The organism is Bradyrhizobium sp. C-145, from assembly GCF_023375135.1.
Classification (GTDB): Bacteria; Pseudomonadota; Alphaproteobacteria; order Rhizobiales; family Xanthobacteraceae; genus Bradyrhizobium; species Bradyrhizobium zhanjiangense.
Map to the genome: position 1 here is coordinate 3462955 of NZ_CP088150.1, position 15367 is coordinate 3478321.

Consider the following 15367-nt stretch of genomic DNA (forward strand, 5'->3'; position numbering starts at 1 on the left):
CGGCCCAAACGTCGAGAGATACGATGAGTGTTGAGAATCGTCTTAAGGACCTCGGTATCGAGTTGCCAAAATCGGCACCTGCAGGCGCGGCGTACACGCCGGTCGTTGTCCATGATCGCGTAGCCTATGTCAGCGGACAGCTCCCGCGGGATGGGGACTTCGTCTATGTCGTGGGCCAAGTCGGGCGGGATGTGTCTTTAGAGGCGGGCAAGAGAGGAGCTCGGATCGCATTCATTCGCGCCTTGGCTGCCCTCCGTGGAGAGTTGGGGACGCTGGATCGAGTCGACCAAATACTCAAGTTGACAGTCTTTGTGCATAGCGCTGCCGATTTCAACCAGCAGAGCTCCGTGGCCGACGGTGCGTCACAGCTAATCTTCGACTTGTTCGGCAAAGATCGCGGCGCCCACGCGCGGACTAGTGTTGGGGTTGCTCAGTTGCCCCGAAGTGCCGCGGTTGAGGTTGAGATTGTTGTGGCACTTAAGTAGCAACTCGTCCTCAATTGGTCCACGTGACCCTTAACTTGGAAAGCGATCTGACTGGGCGCGACAGGGGGCGCAGACCCATGCCCTGCTGGCGGCAGGGTCGTTTTCCGCGACGGGTTGGAGAGGCTAACGAACATATCGGCGGGACAGGACGTCGTGGAGTGCTGCGCGGGCGCGAGCCGACCGTCGCTGATATGGCCCTGCATGCCGTCATGGATGATTTGCGTTTGTCGAGGACAACTACCAGCGGGTTCTCACCGGCATTCACCTTTCAATCAACAGCATTGCCGCCGCGCTTCGTAATAGCCGGTAAGACTGTGCCCAACGCCGTTGTCATGTTACGCAGCACGCTGATATGTTGCGACATGGAACTGCGCCACCTTCGTTACTTCATGGCTGTCGGCGAAGAGCTGAGCTTTACGCGCGCCGCCGAGAGGTTGCACATCGCTCAGCCCCCGCTTAGTCAACAAATCAAACAACTCGAGGAGGAGCTGGGCGTCACGCTGCTCCAGCGGGGCGCCCGACCGCTCCGATTAACCGATGCCGGGGAAGTGCTGCTGCAACGGTCGCGCACGATCCTTGCCGATCTGGATGCGGCAATGGCCGAGACACGACGAACTGGTCGTGGCCAAACGGGCAAGCTATCGGTTGGTTTCGCTGGCTCCGCCATGTACGTCTTTCTTCCGGACGTCATCAATGGGTTTCGTGAAGCCTGCCCAAATGTTGAGCTGAACCTTCACGAGATGCTCGCTTGCGAAGTCGCTCAGGCATTGCAGGAGCGGAAGATTGATGTCGGGTTCGCGCGCCCACAACTCCCGCCACTCGATCGCGTCGCACAGAAGCTCATTTTGGAGGAGCCATATCTGGCAGCCCTGCCGAAGCGGCACAGGCTTGCTGGACGTAGTTCGATCGCTCTTCGTGAGCTCGTTGACGAGCCGTTCGTGCTCTACCCGTCGACACCCGGGCCAAGTGTGACGGAGCTCTTCACGTCGGCTTGCCGTGAGTCCGGATTTGTGCCGCGGGTTGCACAGGAGGCTAGGCACCTGCAGACGGTCGTCGGCTTGGTAGCTGCGGGCGTGGGCGTCTCGCTCGTGCCCCAGGCTGCCGCTGACGGCCAAAGGCGGCGCGGCGTGACGTTCGTTCCGCTCTCGCCGCCTGTTCCGATGGCGCCTCTCACAGTTGTTTGGCGGGAGGAGGACATCTCGCCAGCACTTCGCGAGTTCCTCGCCGTGACCGACGCCGAACGGAAGAAGCTTGCGTCTCATGTCGGGACCATATGCACTGCGTCTGAAAAATAACTCAAGTCGTATTGGCCAATCCGCCGAGTCTTGGTCCACACTCCCCCCAATGAGCAGAGCGGATTCAGGCAAGGGCTTGATTATCGTCACGGGCGGTTCACGCGGAATCGGCGCGGTCGTGGCGCGTTCTTTTGCGCAAGCTGGTCACCCCGTCCTCATCAATTTCTCAGCAGATTCGCAGGCCGCAGACGCCTTTGTGCAAGAGCAGCGGCACGAGGGCCTCACCTTACATTCGATCCAGGCTGATCTCGCCAATGAAGAGGGCGTTCTGAGGATGTTCAGGGCTGCTGACAAGGTCGACGCGCCACTAGCCGGCTTAGTCAACAATGCCGGGGTCACAGGCGGCTTTGCGCGCCTCGAGGACCTTCGCGATGACGTCTTGCGCCATGTTTTGGCGGTCAATGTCGCCGGTCCATTCCTTTGCGCAAGGGAAGCCGTCCGACGCCTTTCGACAGGGCGCGGCGGCAGAGGGGGGAATATTGTCAACGTCTCCTCCATCGCGGCGAAACTCGGCGGAGCGGGCGAGTGGATCCACTATGCCGCGAGTAAAGGCGGGCTCGATACTCTCACCGTGGGGTTGGCACGGGAAGTCGCGGGTGAGGGGGTTCGTGTCAATGCGGTCGCGGCCGGACTGATCGAGACAGGGCTACATGCGGCGGCGGGGGCGCCTGACCGCCTCGATCGCCTCGCAAAAGGCATTCCGATCGGAAGAGCTGGGACCGCAGAAGAGGTCGCTTCGGCCATCATTTGGCTCATGTCGCCCGCCGCTTCTTATGTGACCGGTGCGATCCTTCCGGTCGGTGGTGGCCGCTAGCAAATGCCGAGGCTGTCTCGTGAGATAATCCGCGCTGACGAAAATCGAGTCTCGGCTCAGAGCAAACCCGCACGGACAGCCCGTGGTCACCGGAGCGAGTTGCTATCATTTTCTGGACCAAGGCGTTGCCGTATCTCGACCTTTTGAGCCGCTTGATGTGCACGAATCTTGGCCACGGAATCGACTCGTGATCGACGCGATCCGGGGGCACTTGAGCGCTGGACCGCCCAGCTACGTACCAAAATGTCGGGGGAACATAGGTAGCGGTGCGCCGGGAGCCGGACCAAGTCTGTATTGCGACGTGCCAATACGAAATTTGGCCACCGACGCTGTAACCTTTTGGCAGATAGATCGGAACCTTAGATCACGAGCCTGGCAGCGTTTGCCGGGACGTTCATAAGCTGCCAGGAGATTGCGATGCATTTCACGAGGATGATGGCTGTGGCCGTGTTGGCTCTGGGTCTTCCTGCGGGTTTCGGCTCCGCCGCTTTCGCTGCGACAGAGGTGCCGTTCACGCAGCAGGCGTTCGATGCCGCCCAGCATCAGGGTAAGCCGATCCTGGTCCACATCACTGCCCCCTGGTGCCCGTATTGTGCCAAGCAGAGGCCGATCCTGAGCAGCCTCGAGAACGAAGCCGCGTTCAAGGATCTGGTCGTGTACAAAGTCGATTTCGACACTCAAAAGGACATTGTCCGGGCCATGGGCGCCCAGAAGCAAAGCACACTGATCGTGTTCCACGGTGCCGCCGAAAAGGGGCGCTCAACCGGTGATACCGATGCCAATTCGATCAAGACGCTCCTCGAGAAGGCGAACGACTAGACCCAGGGAATATCGTCGTGACCTTGCCATTCGCCAGCATCGGGTTCGGATTCGTCGCGGGCATACTCTCGACCCTGTCCCCTTGCGTCCTGCCACTGCTGCCGCTCGTGCTCGGGCCTGCGCTGGCCGTGCATCGCTTAGGTGTCCCCGCATTGGTCGCGGGTCTTGTGCTGTCTTTCGCCAGCATCGGGTTGTTCGTTGCCACGATAGGCTTCGCTATCGGCCTCGACGGCGATGTGTTTCGCGACATTTCCGCCGTCCTGTTGGCTGGATTAGGGGCCCTCCTGCTGAGCGGCGTATTGCAGCAGCGCTTCGCGATGGCCACCGGCGGCGTCAGCAATGCCGCAAGCCGGCTCATCGCCCGCGTGACCCCGACCGGTGTCAGGGGGCAGTTTGCGGTGGGCGTTCTGCTGGGCGCCGTCTGGAGCCCCTGCGTGGGGCCGACGCTCGGCGCTGCGTCGGTGCTTGCGGCCCAGGGCCACGATCTCGTAAGCGTGGCAGCCGTCATGGTTGCATTCGGGTTGGGAACGAGTGTCCCCTTGCTCATCGTTGGATCGCTTTCCCGAACGGCGATGATGCGCTGGCGGGGCAAAATGATGAATGCTGGAAAGGCGGGCAAGCTCTTGCTAGGCGGAAGCGCGGTGACCGTTGCAGTTCTTATCCTGACCGGCGCGGATCACGCACTGGAAGCCGCGCTTGTCGCCGCGTCACCGGCCTGGCTGACCGACCTCACCACGCGGTTTTGAGGTGTCCGGTTTGCGTGCGGCGGACCCGCAGGAGTGGACGGCACTCATGGTGCTGGGGCAACGTGGAGACACAAATGCCTATCACCGCCTGTTGCTCGGCATCACGCCCTATCTGCGAATGATTGCGAACCGGGCGCATCGCAACGCGAGCGATGCCGAAGATACCGTCCAGGATATCCTGCTGACACTGCATGAGGTTCGGCACACATACGACCCGTCACGCCCGTTCAAGCCTTGGCTGGCTGGTATCGCGCGGCATCGTGTTGCGGATCGCTTGCGCGCTCTGGGGCGCGTGGCGGCAGGAGAAGTGATGTTGGAAACCGAGCACGAAGCCTTTGCCGCCCCCGACCAGCATAGTGAGCTGGCACTGGATGGTCGAGCTATGGACGCCGCCCTACTGGCACTTCCGCAGGGCCAGCGCGAGGCCATCACGCTTCTGAAGTTGCAGGAGAGGTCATTGAAGGAGGCCGCCGAACAGAGCGGAATGTCGATTGCGTCTTTGAAGGTTTCTGCCCATCGGGGCATCAAGGCGCTCAGGCGCCTCCTGGGCGAGGGAGGCAACTAAAAGGATGGATACCACTGACCTCATCCAGAGCTTGGCGAACGCCGCGCGGCCAGTGCGCGTCATTCATCCTCCGCTCTTCCGGGCCGGCTGTTGGCTCCTGATCGCACTCGTCGTCGTGGTCCTGCTCGCCGTCGAACATGGTCTTCGGTCGGACATCGCAAACCAGCTGCGCAACCCGTCTTTCGTCGTTGGGACTACGGCCTCCTTTCTGACGGGCGCGCTGGCCGCCTTGAGTTGCCTGATGGCAAGCCTGCCCGACCGTTCGCGGTCCTGGTTGATGCTTCCGCTGCCGCCGCTTGCGGTGTGGATGGCAACCCTTGGCTATGGTTGCCTGACAGACTGGGTCAGTTACGACGCGGGCAGCCTGCGGATGGGCGCGGCTTTTCAGTGCTTCGCCACGGTGCTTCTCGTCAGCCTGCCACTGTCGGCATCGATTTTTGTGATGTTACGTCACGCCGCCCGCCTGCGCCCGGCCCTGGTGACGTTGGCAGCCGGACTGGCCGTTGCGGGCATGACTTCGACGGCCATGTCGTTGCTTTATCGCCTCGATGCCACCATCATGAACCTGATGTGGAATCTTGGAACGGCAGTGGTGATTGTGATCATTGAGGCTATCGTTGGTCGGCGTGTCCTGACGAGGATGGCGGTCACGGCCGGCCCCGGTCCGACCGGTGAAATGCGTCCACCTCCGAAGTTGGCCGGGCGGTAACACCGCGAATTGTCTTTGTGCCGGCGCCCTGCGAAGCAGGGGGCAAACGATGGCAATGGCCAGATCGACGACCTTGCCTGCAAGCCGGAATCATGCTGCTGCTCACTGAGCATCCGATAACGCTTGAGCCACGACTGCGTCGACTTTTGTGAGGTGCTCGAACAAAAGCTTCGCTGGGCGCGACAGCGAGTCCTTTGCGCGAACACAGGCAAACATGCGACGCTCGGTCCAGGGATCGGTCAATGCCACTTGTCCGATCGACCACGACCCCGCAGCGCGGCGGGCGTTCGACAGCGACACGATGCCGATGCCGACGCCCTCTGAGACGAGCTGGCAGACCTGAGCGTCGTCGCGCATCTTGATCCGGGTCTTGATCTGGCGCCCGAGGCGTTGGGCCTTCGCGGTGAAGAGGCCATGGCTGGGACCGGCGACGAATGGAAAATCGAGGACGCGGCTGAAATCGACCGGGGCGCATTCGGTTAAGGAATGGCCGACTGGCGTGATCACAACGTAGCGATCTGTGGCGAATGGCCTGGCGTCGAGGCCGCCAAGGTCTGTCTCCGCCGCCACCACTCCGACATCGGCCGTGCCGTCGGCAACCAAGCCGATGATGGCCTCGCTGGTACGCTCCGCGATACGGATGTCGATCTGCGGATGCTGAAGCAGAAAGCCGCTGAACAGATCAGGTAAGAAACTGGTGTAGGCGTTGGTGTTGGCAAAAAGGCGCACTTGCCCTGCAAGCCCGCCTTGAAACAGGCTGAGTTCTTCCCGCAACCGATCGGTTTCCGCCAACAGCGCTCGCCCGCGCGCCAGCAAAACACGCCCGGCCGGCGTCAGGACGATGCCGTGCCGTTTGCGTTCGAGCAGCACGACCCCAAGACGTGCCTCCATGTTGCGAATCCGGGTGCTGGCCGCTGTGAGGGCTAAATTGGCTCGAACTGCTCCGCGGGTAATGCTCCCGGCGTCGCAGACGTGCCGAAACAAATCAAGGTCGACCTCGTCGAACCGCATCGCAACGCTTCCCTTTGTAGATACCGAGGGTGAGACTTCGCAGATTTTGAAGCTTTACTTCAGTTTCTAAGAATATGAACCCACGCAATGCGCAGCTAACATTCGTGATCTGTGAAATATGGGAGAGGGGGAAAATCGTGACATCAAGCGCGGCTGCGCAGCCGGTTGCGATGTTGCAACGACCACGCTGGCGAGCGCCAGTCGTCATTGTTCTCGTCGTCGCTCTTGCCTCTATTGCAGTGGGTGCGGGCCTCGCGGCAGCCGGGTTCAGCCATCGCCAGTCCTTAGCAGGCGCCATGGTCGCGTTCGCCATGGCCAGCTGGGCGACCAATGCGTTGCCAGAGCTCACCACGGGCCTGGCATTCTTTGCGCTCGCCTCGCTGGGGCAGCTTGCATCACCGAATGTAATTTTCACGGGATTCTCTTCGTCGGCATTCTGGCTCGTGCTGAGCGGAATGGTTATCGCGCAAGCCATGAATAAAACCGGCTTGGGCCGCCGAGTCGCAAGCCTAGTTGCGGCACCGCTGTCAACCTCCTATGCCCGGCTGATCATCGGCATTCTGCTGATCAGCTATGGGCTTGCGTTCGTCATGCCTTCAAACATCGGACGGATATCGCTGTTGCTCCCCATCGCACTCGCAATTGCCGATCAAGTCGGCCTCGACGAGGGGAGGCCGGGGCGGACGGGTGTCGTTCTAGCGGTCGGATTCGGCACCTTTATTCTTTCCACCACGATCCTGCCTGCCAATGTTCCGAATCTCGTGATGGCCGGCGCAATCGAGGCCCTGTACGACGTACGATTATCGTACATCCATTACTTGGTGCTCCATGCGCCGGTGCTCGGACTAGCCAAGGGCGGTGTTCTTGCCGGCCTCATATGCCGCCAGTTTCCCGATCGCATTTCGCCGAAGCTCGCGGCGATCGAGGGCGCTGTGGTCGACGGTCCCGTATCGCGCGCTCCCATCTCACTGACCTCAGTCCAACCTCCAATGTCGGCCGCCGAGCGCCGTCTTGCAGTGATTCTCATCGCGACACTGGGGCTCTGGTTGACCGAGGGCGTGCACGGATTAGCCCCGGCGTGGGTGGGTTTGGCTGCGGCTGTTGTCTGTCTGCTTCCCGGCGTCGCCGTGATCGGTCCAGAGGCGTTCAACGACGTCAATCATCGTACAGTGCTTTACGTCGCGGCACTTCTCGGCGTGGTCGCCGTTATTTCCGAGACGGGTCTTGCGACGTCCTTGTCCAAAGCTGTCCTCAGCTTTCTGCCGCTTCGTGCTGGCGAGAATGCCTGGAATTTTGTGCTGCTGGTTTTGCTATCGCTCGCCATCTCTCTCGTTGCCAGTGCGAATGCAGTCGGTGCGATTTACACCGCGTTAGCGAACGATCTCGTGCAGGCAACTGGATTGCCGCTCAATACCGTTCTCATGATCCAGGTGCTTGGCTTCTCGACGGTCCTGTTTTCCTATCAGGCGCCGCCGATCGCCGTGGCAATCGGATTGGGGAAGGTCAGTGTGCTGGATGCGTCTCGCCTTGGCGTACGGCTGGCAATCCTGACATTGCTGCTGCTGCTCCCGCTGGACTATCTGTGGTGGCGGTTGCTTGGAGTAATCTGAAAAACTGAAAATCGCTCCTGTGTCGTATGCGTCCGCTGATAGCGGCATCGACGTCGAGACATATTACACGGATCTCAGCGCCCGCTCCACCATCAACGCACCGAGCGACTGCAGGCGCCGATCTGATGGCTGTTTTTCGCTCGCTTTCCTCGAGGGCTGTGACCTTTCAACATTGATCGCGAAGAGCGTAAGAGCTGAGCTGCCGTGGGGACCGTGAAGTGGCTGAGATGTCGTAGAAGCTCTCTTCGTGATGCAAATAAGCGTGGTGACGGCATCCATATTCAGTACGTCTAGAATGTTATTCAGGCTCTATTGGACATTTGCCTCAGAGCATCGGAGTCCTCCCATATAGATTTTTCTGGAGAGGCGATGTCGGCGCTAAAGGAAGCTTTCGCGGCAGCAGAAGCCGTGGGTATTGAGCAGCACCGAATTCCATTCGGCGATCTGCTTTTCAATGTCGCTCGTTTCGGCAAAGGAGGAAGGCGGCTTCTACTCCTCCATGGTTGGCCAGAGTTCTGGCTGGTCTGGCGGCGCTCAACCGCCAGAACTGAATCGGGTCCGACAACGCTTGGCTGGATCATAAGTGATGGCCTGCGAGCCGGCGAGATCATTGGTCGGATCCAGGTACTTATCAAGAAGGCGCCTCCGCGGCGAGTGGAGATCAACGCGGCCGTGCTTGAGGTCATAGCTCTGACCCATGGCGAAGTGATGAAGAACGGCGTCTCGGTGCCGACGCAACTCGCGGACGGCTTGCCGCTCATTCGAGTAGATCGGGTCCAACTGCAACAAGTGGTCCTCAACTTGATCTTCAACGCCGTCGAGGCGATGAGCGCCTTCCGCGAGGAGCCGCGTGAGTTGCTGATCTGCACTGAGAGAGATGCCCTGAATGGCGTGCTCGTCAGCTTGCGAGATTCGGGCCCGGGGCTGGATCCGGCGAGCCTTGCACGTCTTCGATCCATTCTACACGACCAAGCCCAGTGGCATGGGCATGGGATTATCAATTTGCCGTTCGATCGTGGAAGCGCACGGGGGACGCATAAGGGCGGGCGCGAATGAAACTCGGGGTGCCGTTTTTCAATTCGGCCTGCCTCCAGAGCGAGACGAGACCATTTCCGCTGAATACGTCGTCCAATGCCGGCGGTCCGAGAAAGCGGACACGGAGGGCGAAAACGAGAGCCCTTCTCCGCGACGGCAGATGTCTCTACCGAGATCGGCCGCCGCGCGCAGGCGCACGCTGCGCCGTAGGGTTAGGCCAGCAACGTGGTCAATGCCATGCGTTGCGGAAAACTATGAACGGCGCGCGATGGAGGCTTCGAGAGCGGCGAGCTCCTGTGCGTAGCACAACAGGCGGTCAGCGAAGATCGAGGTAGCACGCTACCACTAAGCTACGAGGCCCAGGCATCGCCCGAATCGCGCGTCCATCAATGATGCGCTGACCAGTTTGTGGGCAGATCCGCGGACGGCACCGGCGAGGTCGCGGACTTTTGTCAACCTTCGTATGCCATGCGGGCCCTTTGGTATAATTGAGCCTCAATCTCAATGATTCCAGTATATTACCAGCTCGAGGAGGGCGACAGTTTGGACCAGCGAGCTGCGCCGAATTCACGCGGCCTGCGCCGATCTGCAGCGGACCACTCAAGTCCTGATGCTGCCATTGAAATGGCCCGCATCCTGGACGAGCCGCCGGTACTGGTGCCTGAGGTTTTGCACGGCGATACGCGCCTGACCCGGAAGTGGGCGCATGGCGGGTTGCAAGAGGATTACATGCGCGGCGTTGCTGGGCACGTCGCGGTCGGCTGCCACGAAGGACAGCACGCGATATCCTGGCGGATTGAGAACAAGCGCCTGACTTCCAGGACCAACTCGAAAGGCTTCACCCTCATTCCGAGAGGCGTTGATGGCCACTGGAACATTGCTGGCCCGGTGGTCGTTTCGCATGTCTACCTTACCCAGGAACGGCTCCAGATATGCGCCGACGAGATTGCGGGTGGAAGAGGTGTCGAGATTCTTCCGCGCGTGGCTTTCGCCGATCCAGCGGTGGCGGGGCTGCTTGAAATTCTGAGTCACGAGGCGACGCGGGACAGTGCATCGTCCCGTCTGTTCGTGGAGCAGGCGATCGATCTTCTCTGCTCGCGGCTGATCCGGGAGCATTCATCATTTGGCAGCTTGCCTGCTCCCGTCAGAAAGGGCGGCCTTGCTGGCTGGCAGGTGCGGCGTGTCACGACGTTCATGCGCGAGAATCTCGAACAGCATATCGGGCTCAATGAGCTCGCCGCCCTTGTCGGCCTGAGCCGCTTCCACTTCTGCACGGCATTTCGGCACTCGACCGGCCAGACCCCGCATGCATGGTTGACCGTACAACGCATGCGCCGTGCCCGCGAGCTTCTCGCCCACTCAGGCCTGAGTGTCACAGAGGTCGCGCTTGCAGTCGGTTACGAGACGCCGTCAGCCTTCACGGCGGCCTTCCGTACGATTGTCGGGGTGACCCCATCGGGATTCCGACGCGCTCTGTAAGCGCCGGCGGCAGTTCATCGCAACACTGCGATAGTCACCGCAATATCCGAACGGTACCCCCAATCCGGGTCATGCTTAGTTCGCGGTGTTCTGGGGCGGTGGCCCGGCTGCGCTCGTTACTCGTGCGCGGCGCAATCCGATCCGCCTCCGAGCGTCGAAGAGGAATCATGGTGCCATCTTGTCGCAATCAAGCGAACCATCATCCCCTCACAAGCGAGCAGACGAGACTATGAAAAACGTTGACCCGTTCACCGACGACGCTGTCGAGACTGAACAAAGCCGTGGCGGATTATCGCGCCGTTCGATCCTGCTTACAGCCGGCGGAGTGGCCACCCTCGCGGCCACATCGGAAGTTGCCGCGCAACCCTCAGCTGAACGGCCTCCCACCGCATCCAAGGGACGGGTCCGCTTGATCGTCAACGGAAAGCAACATGAGCTTGACTTGGACCCCCGCCGCTCACTGCTCGATGTACTCCGGGAGACGCTCAATCTCAGCGGCACGAAGAAGGGCTGTAATCAGGGCGCCTGCGGCGCTTGCACCGTGCTTCTTAATGGCAGGCGGATCGTCTCCTGCCTGACACTGGCCGCGATGCATGACGGGGCTCTGATCGAGACGATCGAGGGCCTTGAAACGAATGGCGAGCTTCATCCGCTCCAGACTGCATTCGTCGAGCATGACGGTTTGCAGTGTGGCTTCTGCACCCCGGGACAGATCATGTCGGGCATAGGCTGCATCGCGGAAGGCCATGCGGGCACGCCGGATGAAATCAGGTTCTGGATGAGCGGCAATATCTGCCGTTGCGGGGCCTATCCGGGGATCGTCGCCGCGGTCGCCGACGCTGCCAAGAGGGCCTGACCATGCTTCCATTCACGCTCGAGAAGGTGACCTCCGTCCAAGACGCTATCGCCGCTGCATCATCCGGCGGACGTTTCATCGCCGGTGGCACGACGTTGATCGACCTCATGCGGGAGGAGGTGGAGCGGCCGGAGCACCTTATCGACATCAACACGCTCCCGCTTTCCGAAATCCGCATCGAGGGCTCCGATCTCGTGATCGGCGCGCTGGCCCGTATGGCCGATGTCGCCGCCCATCCCGACGTGCAGCGCCTGCACCCGCTCGTGGCCGAAAGTCTGATCGAGGGCGCATCGCCCCAACTGCGCAACATGGCCTCGATCGGCGGCAATCTGCTCCAGCGCGTACGCTGCCCCTATTTCCGGATGCACGATGCGCCCTGCAACAAGCGCACGCCGAACTCGGGTTGCGCCGCGATCGATGGTCTCAATGCCGGCCACGCCATTCTCGGCACCAGCAATCATTGCGTCGCAACGCACCCTTCGGACGTCGCCGTCGTCCTGGTCGCCCTCGAAGCTACGATGCAGGTGAGGGGACCGCGGGGCGAGCGCACCTTTCCAGTCGAGGAACTCTTTCGCCTGCCAGGCGATACGCCCCATCTCGAACACACGCTGCTGCCTGGCGAACTCATCCTCGCGGTGCGGGTCCCCGGTGGCCCGTACAGCCGGCGGGCGCGCTATCTCAAGGTGCGCGACCGCGCCTCCTATGAGTTCGCGCTGGTGTCCGCGGCCGCCGCACTCGACATTGGCGGCGGGGTAATCCGCGAGGCGCGGCTCGCTGTCGGCGGTGTGGGCACTCGGCCGTGGCGCCTGCGCGCGGTGGAGAAAGCACTGATTGGCAAGGCGCCGGATCGCAACGTGTTCGAAACAGCCGCCCGGTTGGCAGTCGAAGGAGCCCGTCCCCTCTCGGGCAATCACTACAAGCTCGAACTCCTGCCCCGGACGATCGTCCGCGCCCTTGAAATGACCGGAGAAGCCGCATGAAGACGAATGTGATCGGCAAGCCGCTGCCGCGCGTGGATGGTCGTGCCAAGGTCACGGGCGCCGCGCGCTATGCGGCCGACTTCAACCAGCCCGGCCAGGCCTACGCGGTGATAGTCGGTGCCACGGTCGGTCTCGGCCGCGTGACCGGCATCGACACCGCGCAGGTTGAGAAGATGCCGGGCGTCATTGCTGTCATCACTCATCGCAATGCGCCACGTCTGCCCTACGCACCCCACAAGAGCTACATCGATCCGGCAACAGGCGAGCGGCTGCATGTGTTGCAGGATGACAACATCCGCTTCTACGGGCAACCGGTAGCGATCGTCATCGCCGATACGCTCGACCAGGCGGAGCGCGCGGCTGCGGCGTTACGCATCTCCTACGCGGCCGAGCGGCCGATCGTTGATCCGGCCGACCCAAAAGCCCGGCCTGTCGTTCCCGAAGCCGGGAAGCAGCCGGATGCGATGTTGCCGGCCGACACCGCGCGCGGGAATGCCGACAGCGCTCTCGCGGATGCGCCGGTGAAGGTCGATGAGATCTACGAAATCGCGCGCGAGAACCACAATCCAATGGAGCCGCACGCGACCGTCGCGGCCTGGAATGGCAATCGGCTGACGCTGTGGAGCAAGAGCCAGTTCGTCGTCAACGAACAGGCCGAGATCGCAGCCATCTTTGGCCTGCCGCCCGAGAACGTACAGGTGATCTGTCCGTTTATCGGCGGCGCCTTCGGTACGTCGCTCAGGACGTGGCCGCATGTGACGCTTGCGGCCATGGCGGCGCGACAAGTGGGGCGTCCCGTCAAGCTCGCGCTCACACGCAAGCAAATGTTCTTTACGACGGGCCATCGGCCCCGCACCCTGCAGCGGATGGCTCTCGCGGCCACGGCGGATGGCAAGCTCACCAGCATTGTCCACGAAGGCACCGGAGAGACGAGCCGCTACGAAGAATTCATGGAGGCCCTGACTTCGGTCACGACCTTCCTGTACTCTACGCCGAACGTGCGGACCCGCTACCGGCTGCTGCCACTCGATATCGGCACCCCGAACCATATGCGTGGTCCCGGCGAGGCAAGCGGCGTCCTTGCGCTCGAATGTGCCATAGATGAGCTGTCGTACAAGCTCGGGATCGATCCGATAGATCTGCGGCGGCGCAACGATCCGGCGATCGATGAGGGTAAGAACAAGCCTTTCTCCAGCCGTTCCCTGATGAAATGCCATGACCTCGCCGCCGAACGTTTCGGCTGGTCGCGCCGGATACCAGAACCGCGTTCGATGCGCGATGGCCGGCTGCTGGTCGGCATGGGTGTGGCTTCGGCGAGCTATCCGGCCTTCCATGCGCCGGCGAACGCGCGGGCTCGGCTGCTTGCGGACGGCACGGCCGAAGTTGAAGTCGCGGCAAGCGACATGGGTCCCGGCACCTATACGTCGATGACGCAGGTTGCTGCTGAGACTCTGGGGCTGCCCGTTGAACGGGTGCGCTTCAGCCTTGGCCGCTCTGACTATCCGCCGGCTCCATCCCATGGTGGCTCATGGACGATGGCCTCGGTCGGCTCTGCGATCCGTGCCGCCTGCATTGCCGTGCAAGAGGAAGCCGTAAAGCGCCCTCAGAGCAGCCGACCCGTCGAGGCTACGGCTTCTGCTGAGCGCGATCCTGATATCGCGAGCCGCTTTTCCATGCATTCCTTCGGGGCCGTCTTTGTGGAGGTGGCTATCGATCCCGACGTCGGCACAATCCGGGTGCGCCGTGCGGTGGGCGCTTATGGCATCGGTCGTGTCATCAATCCGCGACTCGCCAGGAGTCAATGCACGGGCGGCATGATCGGCGGCATTGGCATGGCGCTTATGGAACGGACGGTCCTGGATCCGCGCGACGGTCGCCCGGTCAACGCGCATATGGCCGACTACCTCATGCCGGTGAATCTTGATGTTCCTGAGCTTGAGGCGCATTTCGTCGAAGAGGTGGATCCCTACGTGAATGCCCTTGGCGTCAAAGGCCTCGGCGAGATTGCGCTGGTCGGCATGGCCCCGGCCATCGCCAATGCGGTCTTTCATGCTACTGGCAAGCGTGTACGCACCCTGCCGATCCGGATCGAAGACGTGCTGACTGCATAGTTGCCATGGCTTCAGCGCATCCAGGAGAGCTTTGGTATTTCGGCTCTCCCTGAAGACGCCATGGAGGAGATTCGGAACGGCATTACCACGAGCGCCAGGTTCAATGCAGTCGTGCAGACCGGCGTGCCAGGATTCATTCCCAGAACGCGATGAGCAGACTGAACTGTAGGTAGCATTCAGACGCGAAGGCATTCCGAGCAGAACGGCGAGACCTTGGTTCTTGCGTACCCTGTTCGGAGCGCCGCGGGCGGGTTTTGATCACGGGTCGCCGGCCGCGAATCCCATGTTGAGCGTCGAACGAAACGTCCAACAATACGTCCAACACAAAAATTTGGAAGAGGTATAACTATTTGGTATTTCTGAAATAAATAGAATGAGAGGTTTGAGCCGGAGCGCTTCACCCGCTCCACGGTACGATTTTGCGCGCTAATCTACGATCTTGTGCGATCGTGTTCGCTCGACGGATGCGTCTGGAGCTTCATCGGCTGTACCCAATAGCCCCCATTCAAAGGTGAGGCTCTGCAGGTTGCCCAGTCATGGATTGGAGCGAGAATTCAGTCGTTTCGAACGGTTGGGGTGACGTGAGCGCGACGTGTGCACTGGGAGATCAAAAAAGATCTCGCGACAGCCGGAGTGAGCAGGGTTCTCTGAAGCGCTAGATCGGTCGCGGAAAGCGCCAGTCCACGCTGTACATTCGCGTAGCTGCACCTGTGATTCGATCGACCGCGGCAGCACAGAAGGCGACGATTTCGTCCCATGTCGCCGTGGACGTTTCCCGTACAGCCCCGGATCGTGCAGGTATCCACCTAACAGGCTTGCATGATGATTGGCCCAGGTTGTCCATGACCGGAT

13 protein-coding genes and 2 pseudogenes are annotated in these 15367 nt (G+C 61.3%); 14 read left to right on the forward strand and 1 reads right to left on the reverse strand.

Annotated features, from left to right (window positions below; translation table 11 throughout):
* Positions 1 to 23 precede the first annotated feature (23 nt).
* The 7 genes from LRP30_RS15900 (at position 24) to LRP30_RS15930 (ending at position 5433) form a co-directional block, all read left to right on the forward strand.
* Positions 24 to 485 (forward strand): RidA family protein, encoded by a 462-nt coding sequence (locus LRP30_RS15900; RefSeq protein WP_249760966.1) that lies wholly within the window; start codon positions 24 to 26, stop codon positions 483 to 485.
* Between the two features lie 158 nt (positions 486 to 643).
* Positions 644 to 1780, forward strand: a complete 1137-nt coding sequence (locus LRP30_RS15905; protein WP_249760967.1) for a LysR substrate-binding domain-containing protein — start codon at positions 644 to 646, stop codon at positions 1778 to 1780.
* Positions 1781 to 1856: 76 nt separating this feature from the next.
* Positions 1857 to 2594, forward strand: coding sequence for an SDR family oxidoreductase (locus tag LRP30_RS15910; RefSeq protein ID WP_346016218.1), 738 nt, complete (start codon positions 1857 to 1859; stop codon positions 2592 to 2594).
* 435 nt (positions 2595 to 3029) lie between these two features.
* Positions 3030 to 3413, forward strand: a complete 384-nt coding sequence (locus LRP30_RS15915; RefSeq protein ID WP_249761767.1) for a thioredoxin family protein — start codon at positions 3030 to 3032, stop codon at positions 3411 to 3413.
* Positions 3414 to 3430: 17 nt separating this feature from the next.
* On the forward strand, positions 3431 to 4159 hold the full coding sequence (locus LRP30_RS15920; protein ID WP_249760969.1) for a cytochrome c biogenesis protein CcdA: 729 nt from the start codon (positions 3431 to 3433) through the stop codon (positions 4157 to 4159).
* A gap of 46 nt (positions 4160 to 4205) precedes the next feature.
* Positions 4206 to 4724 carry a sigma-70 family RNA polymerase sigma factor gene (locus tag LRP30_RS15925; protein ID WP_249760970.1) on the forward strand — a complete coding sequence of 173 codons (519 nt, stop codon included), beginning with the start codon at positions 4206 to 4208 and terminating at the stop codon, positions 4722 to 4724.
* A 4-nt stretch (positions 4725 to 4728) separates the two neighbouring features.
* The gene (locus tag LRP30_RS15930) at positions 4729 to 5433 is read left to right on the forward strand and encodes an NrsF family protein (protein ID WP_249760971.1); all 705 of its coding nucleotides are present in this window, start codon (positions 4729 to 4731) and stop codon (positions 5431 to 5433) included.
* Between the two features lie 102 nt (positions 5434 to 5535).
* Here the strand turns inward: LRP30_RS15930 and LRP30_RS15935 are convergent, their stop codons facing one another.
* A complete protein-coding gene (locus LRP30_RS15935; protein ID WP_249760972.1) occupies positions 5536 to 6444 on the reverse strand; it encodes a LysR substrate-binding domain-containing protein in 909 nt (302 codons plus the stop codon).
* 137 nt (positions 6445 to 6581) lie between these two features.
* Between LRP30_RS15935 and LRP30_RS15940 the strand changes: the two genes are divergently transcribed.
* The 7 genes and pseudogenes from LRP30_RS15940 to LRP30_RS15975 all read left to right on the forward strand — a co-directional run.
* Positions 6582 to 8054, forward strand: coding sequence for an SLC13 family permease (locus LRP30_RS15940; protein ID WP_249760973.1), 1473 nt, complete (start codon positions 6582 to 6584; stop codon positions 8052 to 8054).
* Between the two features lie 825 nt (positions 8055 to 8879).
* Positions 8880 to 9393, forward strand: a pseudogene (locus LRP30_RS15950) (ATP-binding protein).
* Positions 9394 to 9593: 200 nt separating this feature from the next.
* A complete protein-coding gene (locus LRP30_RS15955; RefSeq protein ID WP_249760976.1) occupies positions 9594 to 10568 on the forward strand; it encodes an AraC family transcriptional regulator in 975 nt (324 codons plus the stop codon).
* Positions 10569 to 10797: 229 nt separating this feature from the next.
* A complete protein-coding gene (locus LRP30_RS15960) occupies positions 10798 to 11424 on the forward strand; it encodes a 2Fe-2S iron-sulfur cluster-binding protein (protein WP_249760977.1) in 627 nt (208 codons plus the stop codon).
* Between the two features lie 2 nt (positions 11425 to 11426).
* Positions 11427 to 12404 carry a xanthine dehydrogenase family protein subunit M gene (locus LRP30_RS15965; RefSeq protein ID WP_249760978.1) on the forward strand — a complete coding sequence of 326 codons (978 nt, stop codon included), beginning with the start codon at positions 11427 to 11429 and terminating at the stop codon, positions 12402 to 12404.
* On the forward strand, positions 12401 to 14515 hold the full coding sequence (locus tag LRP30_RS15970) for a xanthine dehydrogenase family protein molybdopterin-binding subunit (RefSeq protein ID WP_249760979.1): 2115 nt from the start codon (positions 12401 to 12403) through the stop codon (positions 14513 to 14515). Before LRP30_RS15965 ends, LRP30_RS15970 begins: the two co-directional genes overlap by 4 nt.
* Positions 14516 to 14527: 12 nt before the next feature.
* Positions 14528 to 14668 (forward strand): annotated as a pseudogene (locus LRP30_RS15975) (aldo/keto reductase); the annotation flags it as partial.
* Between the last annotated feature and the right edge of the window lie 699 nt (positions 14669 to 15367).

Bases quoted from the DNA above. Each gene is read 5' to 3' on its own strand.
- LRP30_RS15955 (WP_249760976.1), top strand. From the start codon at position 9,594: ATGATTCCAGTATATTACCAGCTCGAGGAGGGCGACAGTTTGGACCAG.
- LRP30_RS15935 (WP_249760972.1), bottom strand. From the start codon at position 6,444: ATGCGGTTCGACGAGGTCGACCTTGATTTGTTTCGGCACGTCTGCGAC.
- LRP30_RS15915 (WP_249761767.1), top strand. From the start codon at position 3,030: ATGGCTGTGGCCGTGTTGGCTCTGGGTCTTCCTGCGGGTTTCGGCTCC.
- LRP30_RS15970 (WP_249760979.1), top strand. From the start codon at position 12,401: ATGAAGACGAATGTGATCGGCAAGCCGCTGCCGCGCGTGGATGGTCGT.
- LRP30_RS15960 (WP_249760977.1), top strand. From the start codon at position 10,798: ATGAAAAACGTTGACCCGTTCACCGACGACGCTGTCGAGACTGAACAA.
- LRP30_RS15900 (WP_249760966.1), top strand. From the start codon at position 24: ATGAGTGTTGAGAATCGTCTTAAGGACCTCGGTATCGAGTTGCCAAAA.
- LRP30_RS15925 (WP_249760970.1), top strand. From the start codon at position 4,206: ATGGTGCTGGGGCAACGTGGAGACACAAATGCCTATCACCGCCTGTTG.
- LRP30_RS15965 (WP_249760978.1), top strand. From the start codon at position 11,427: ATGCTTCCATTCACGCTCGAGAAGGTGACCTCCGTCCAAGACGCTATC.
- LRP30_RS15930 (WP_249760971.1), top strand. From the start codon at position 4,729: ATGGATACCACTGACCTCATCCAGAGCTTGGCGAACGCCGCGCGGCCA.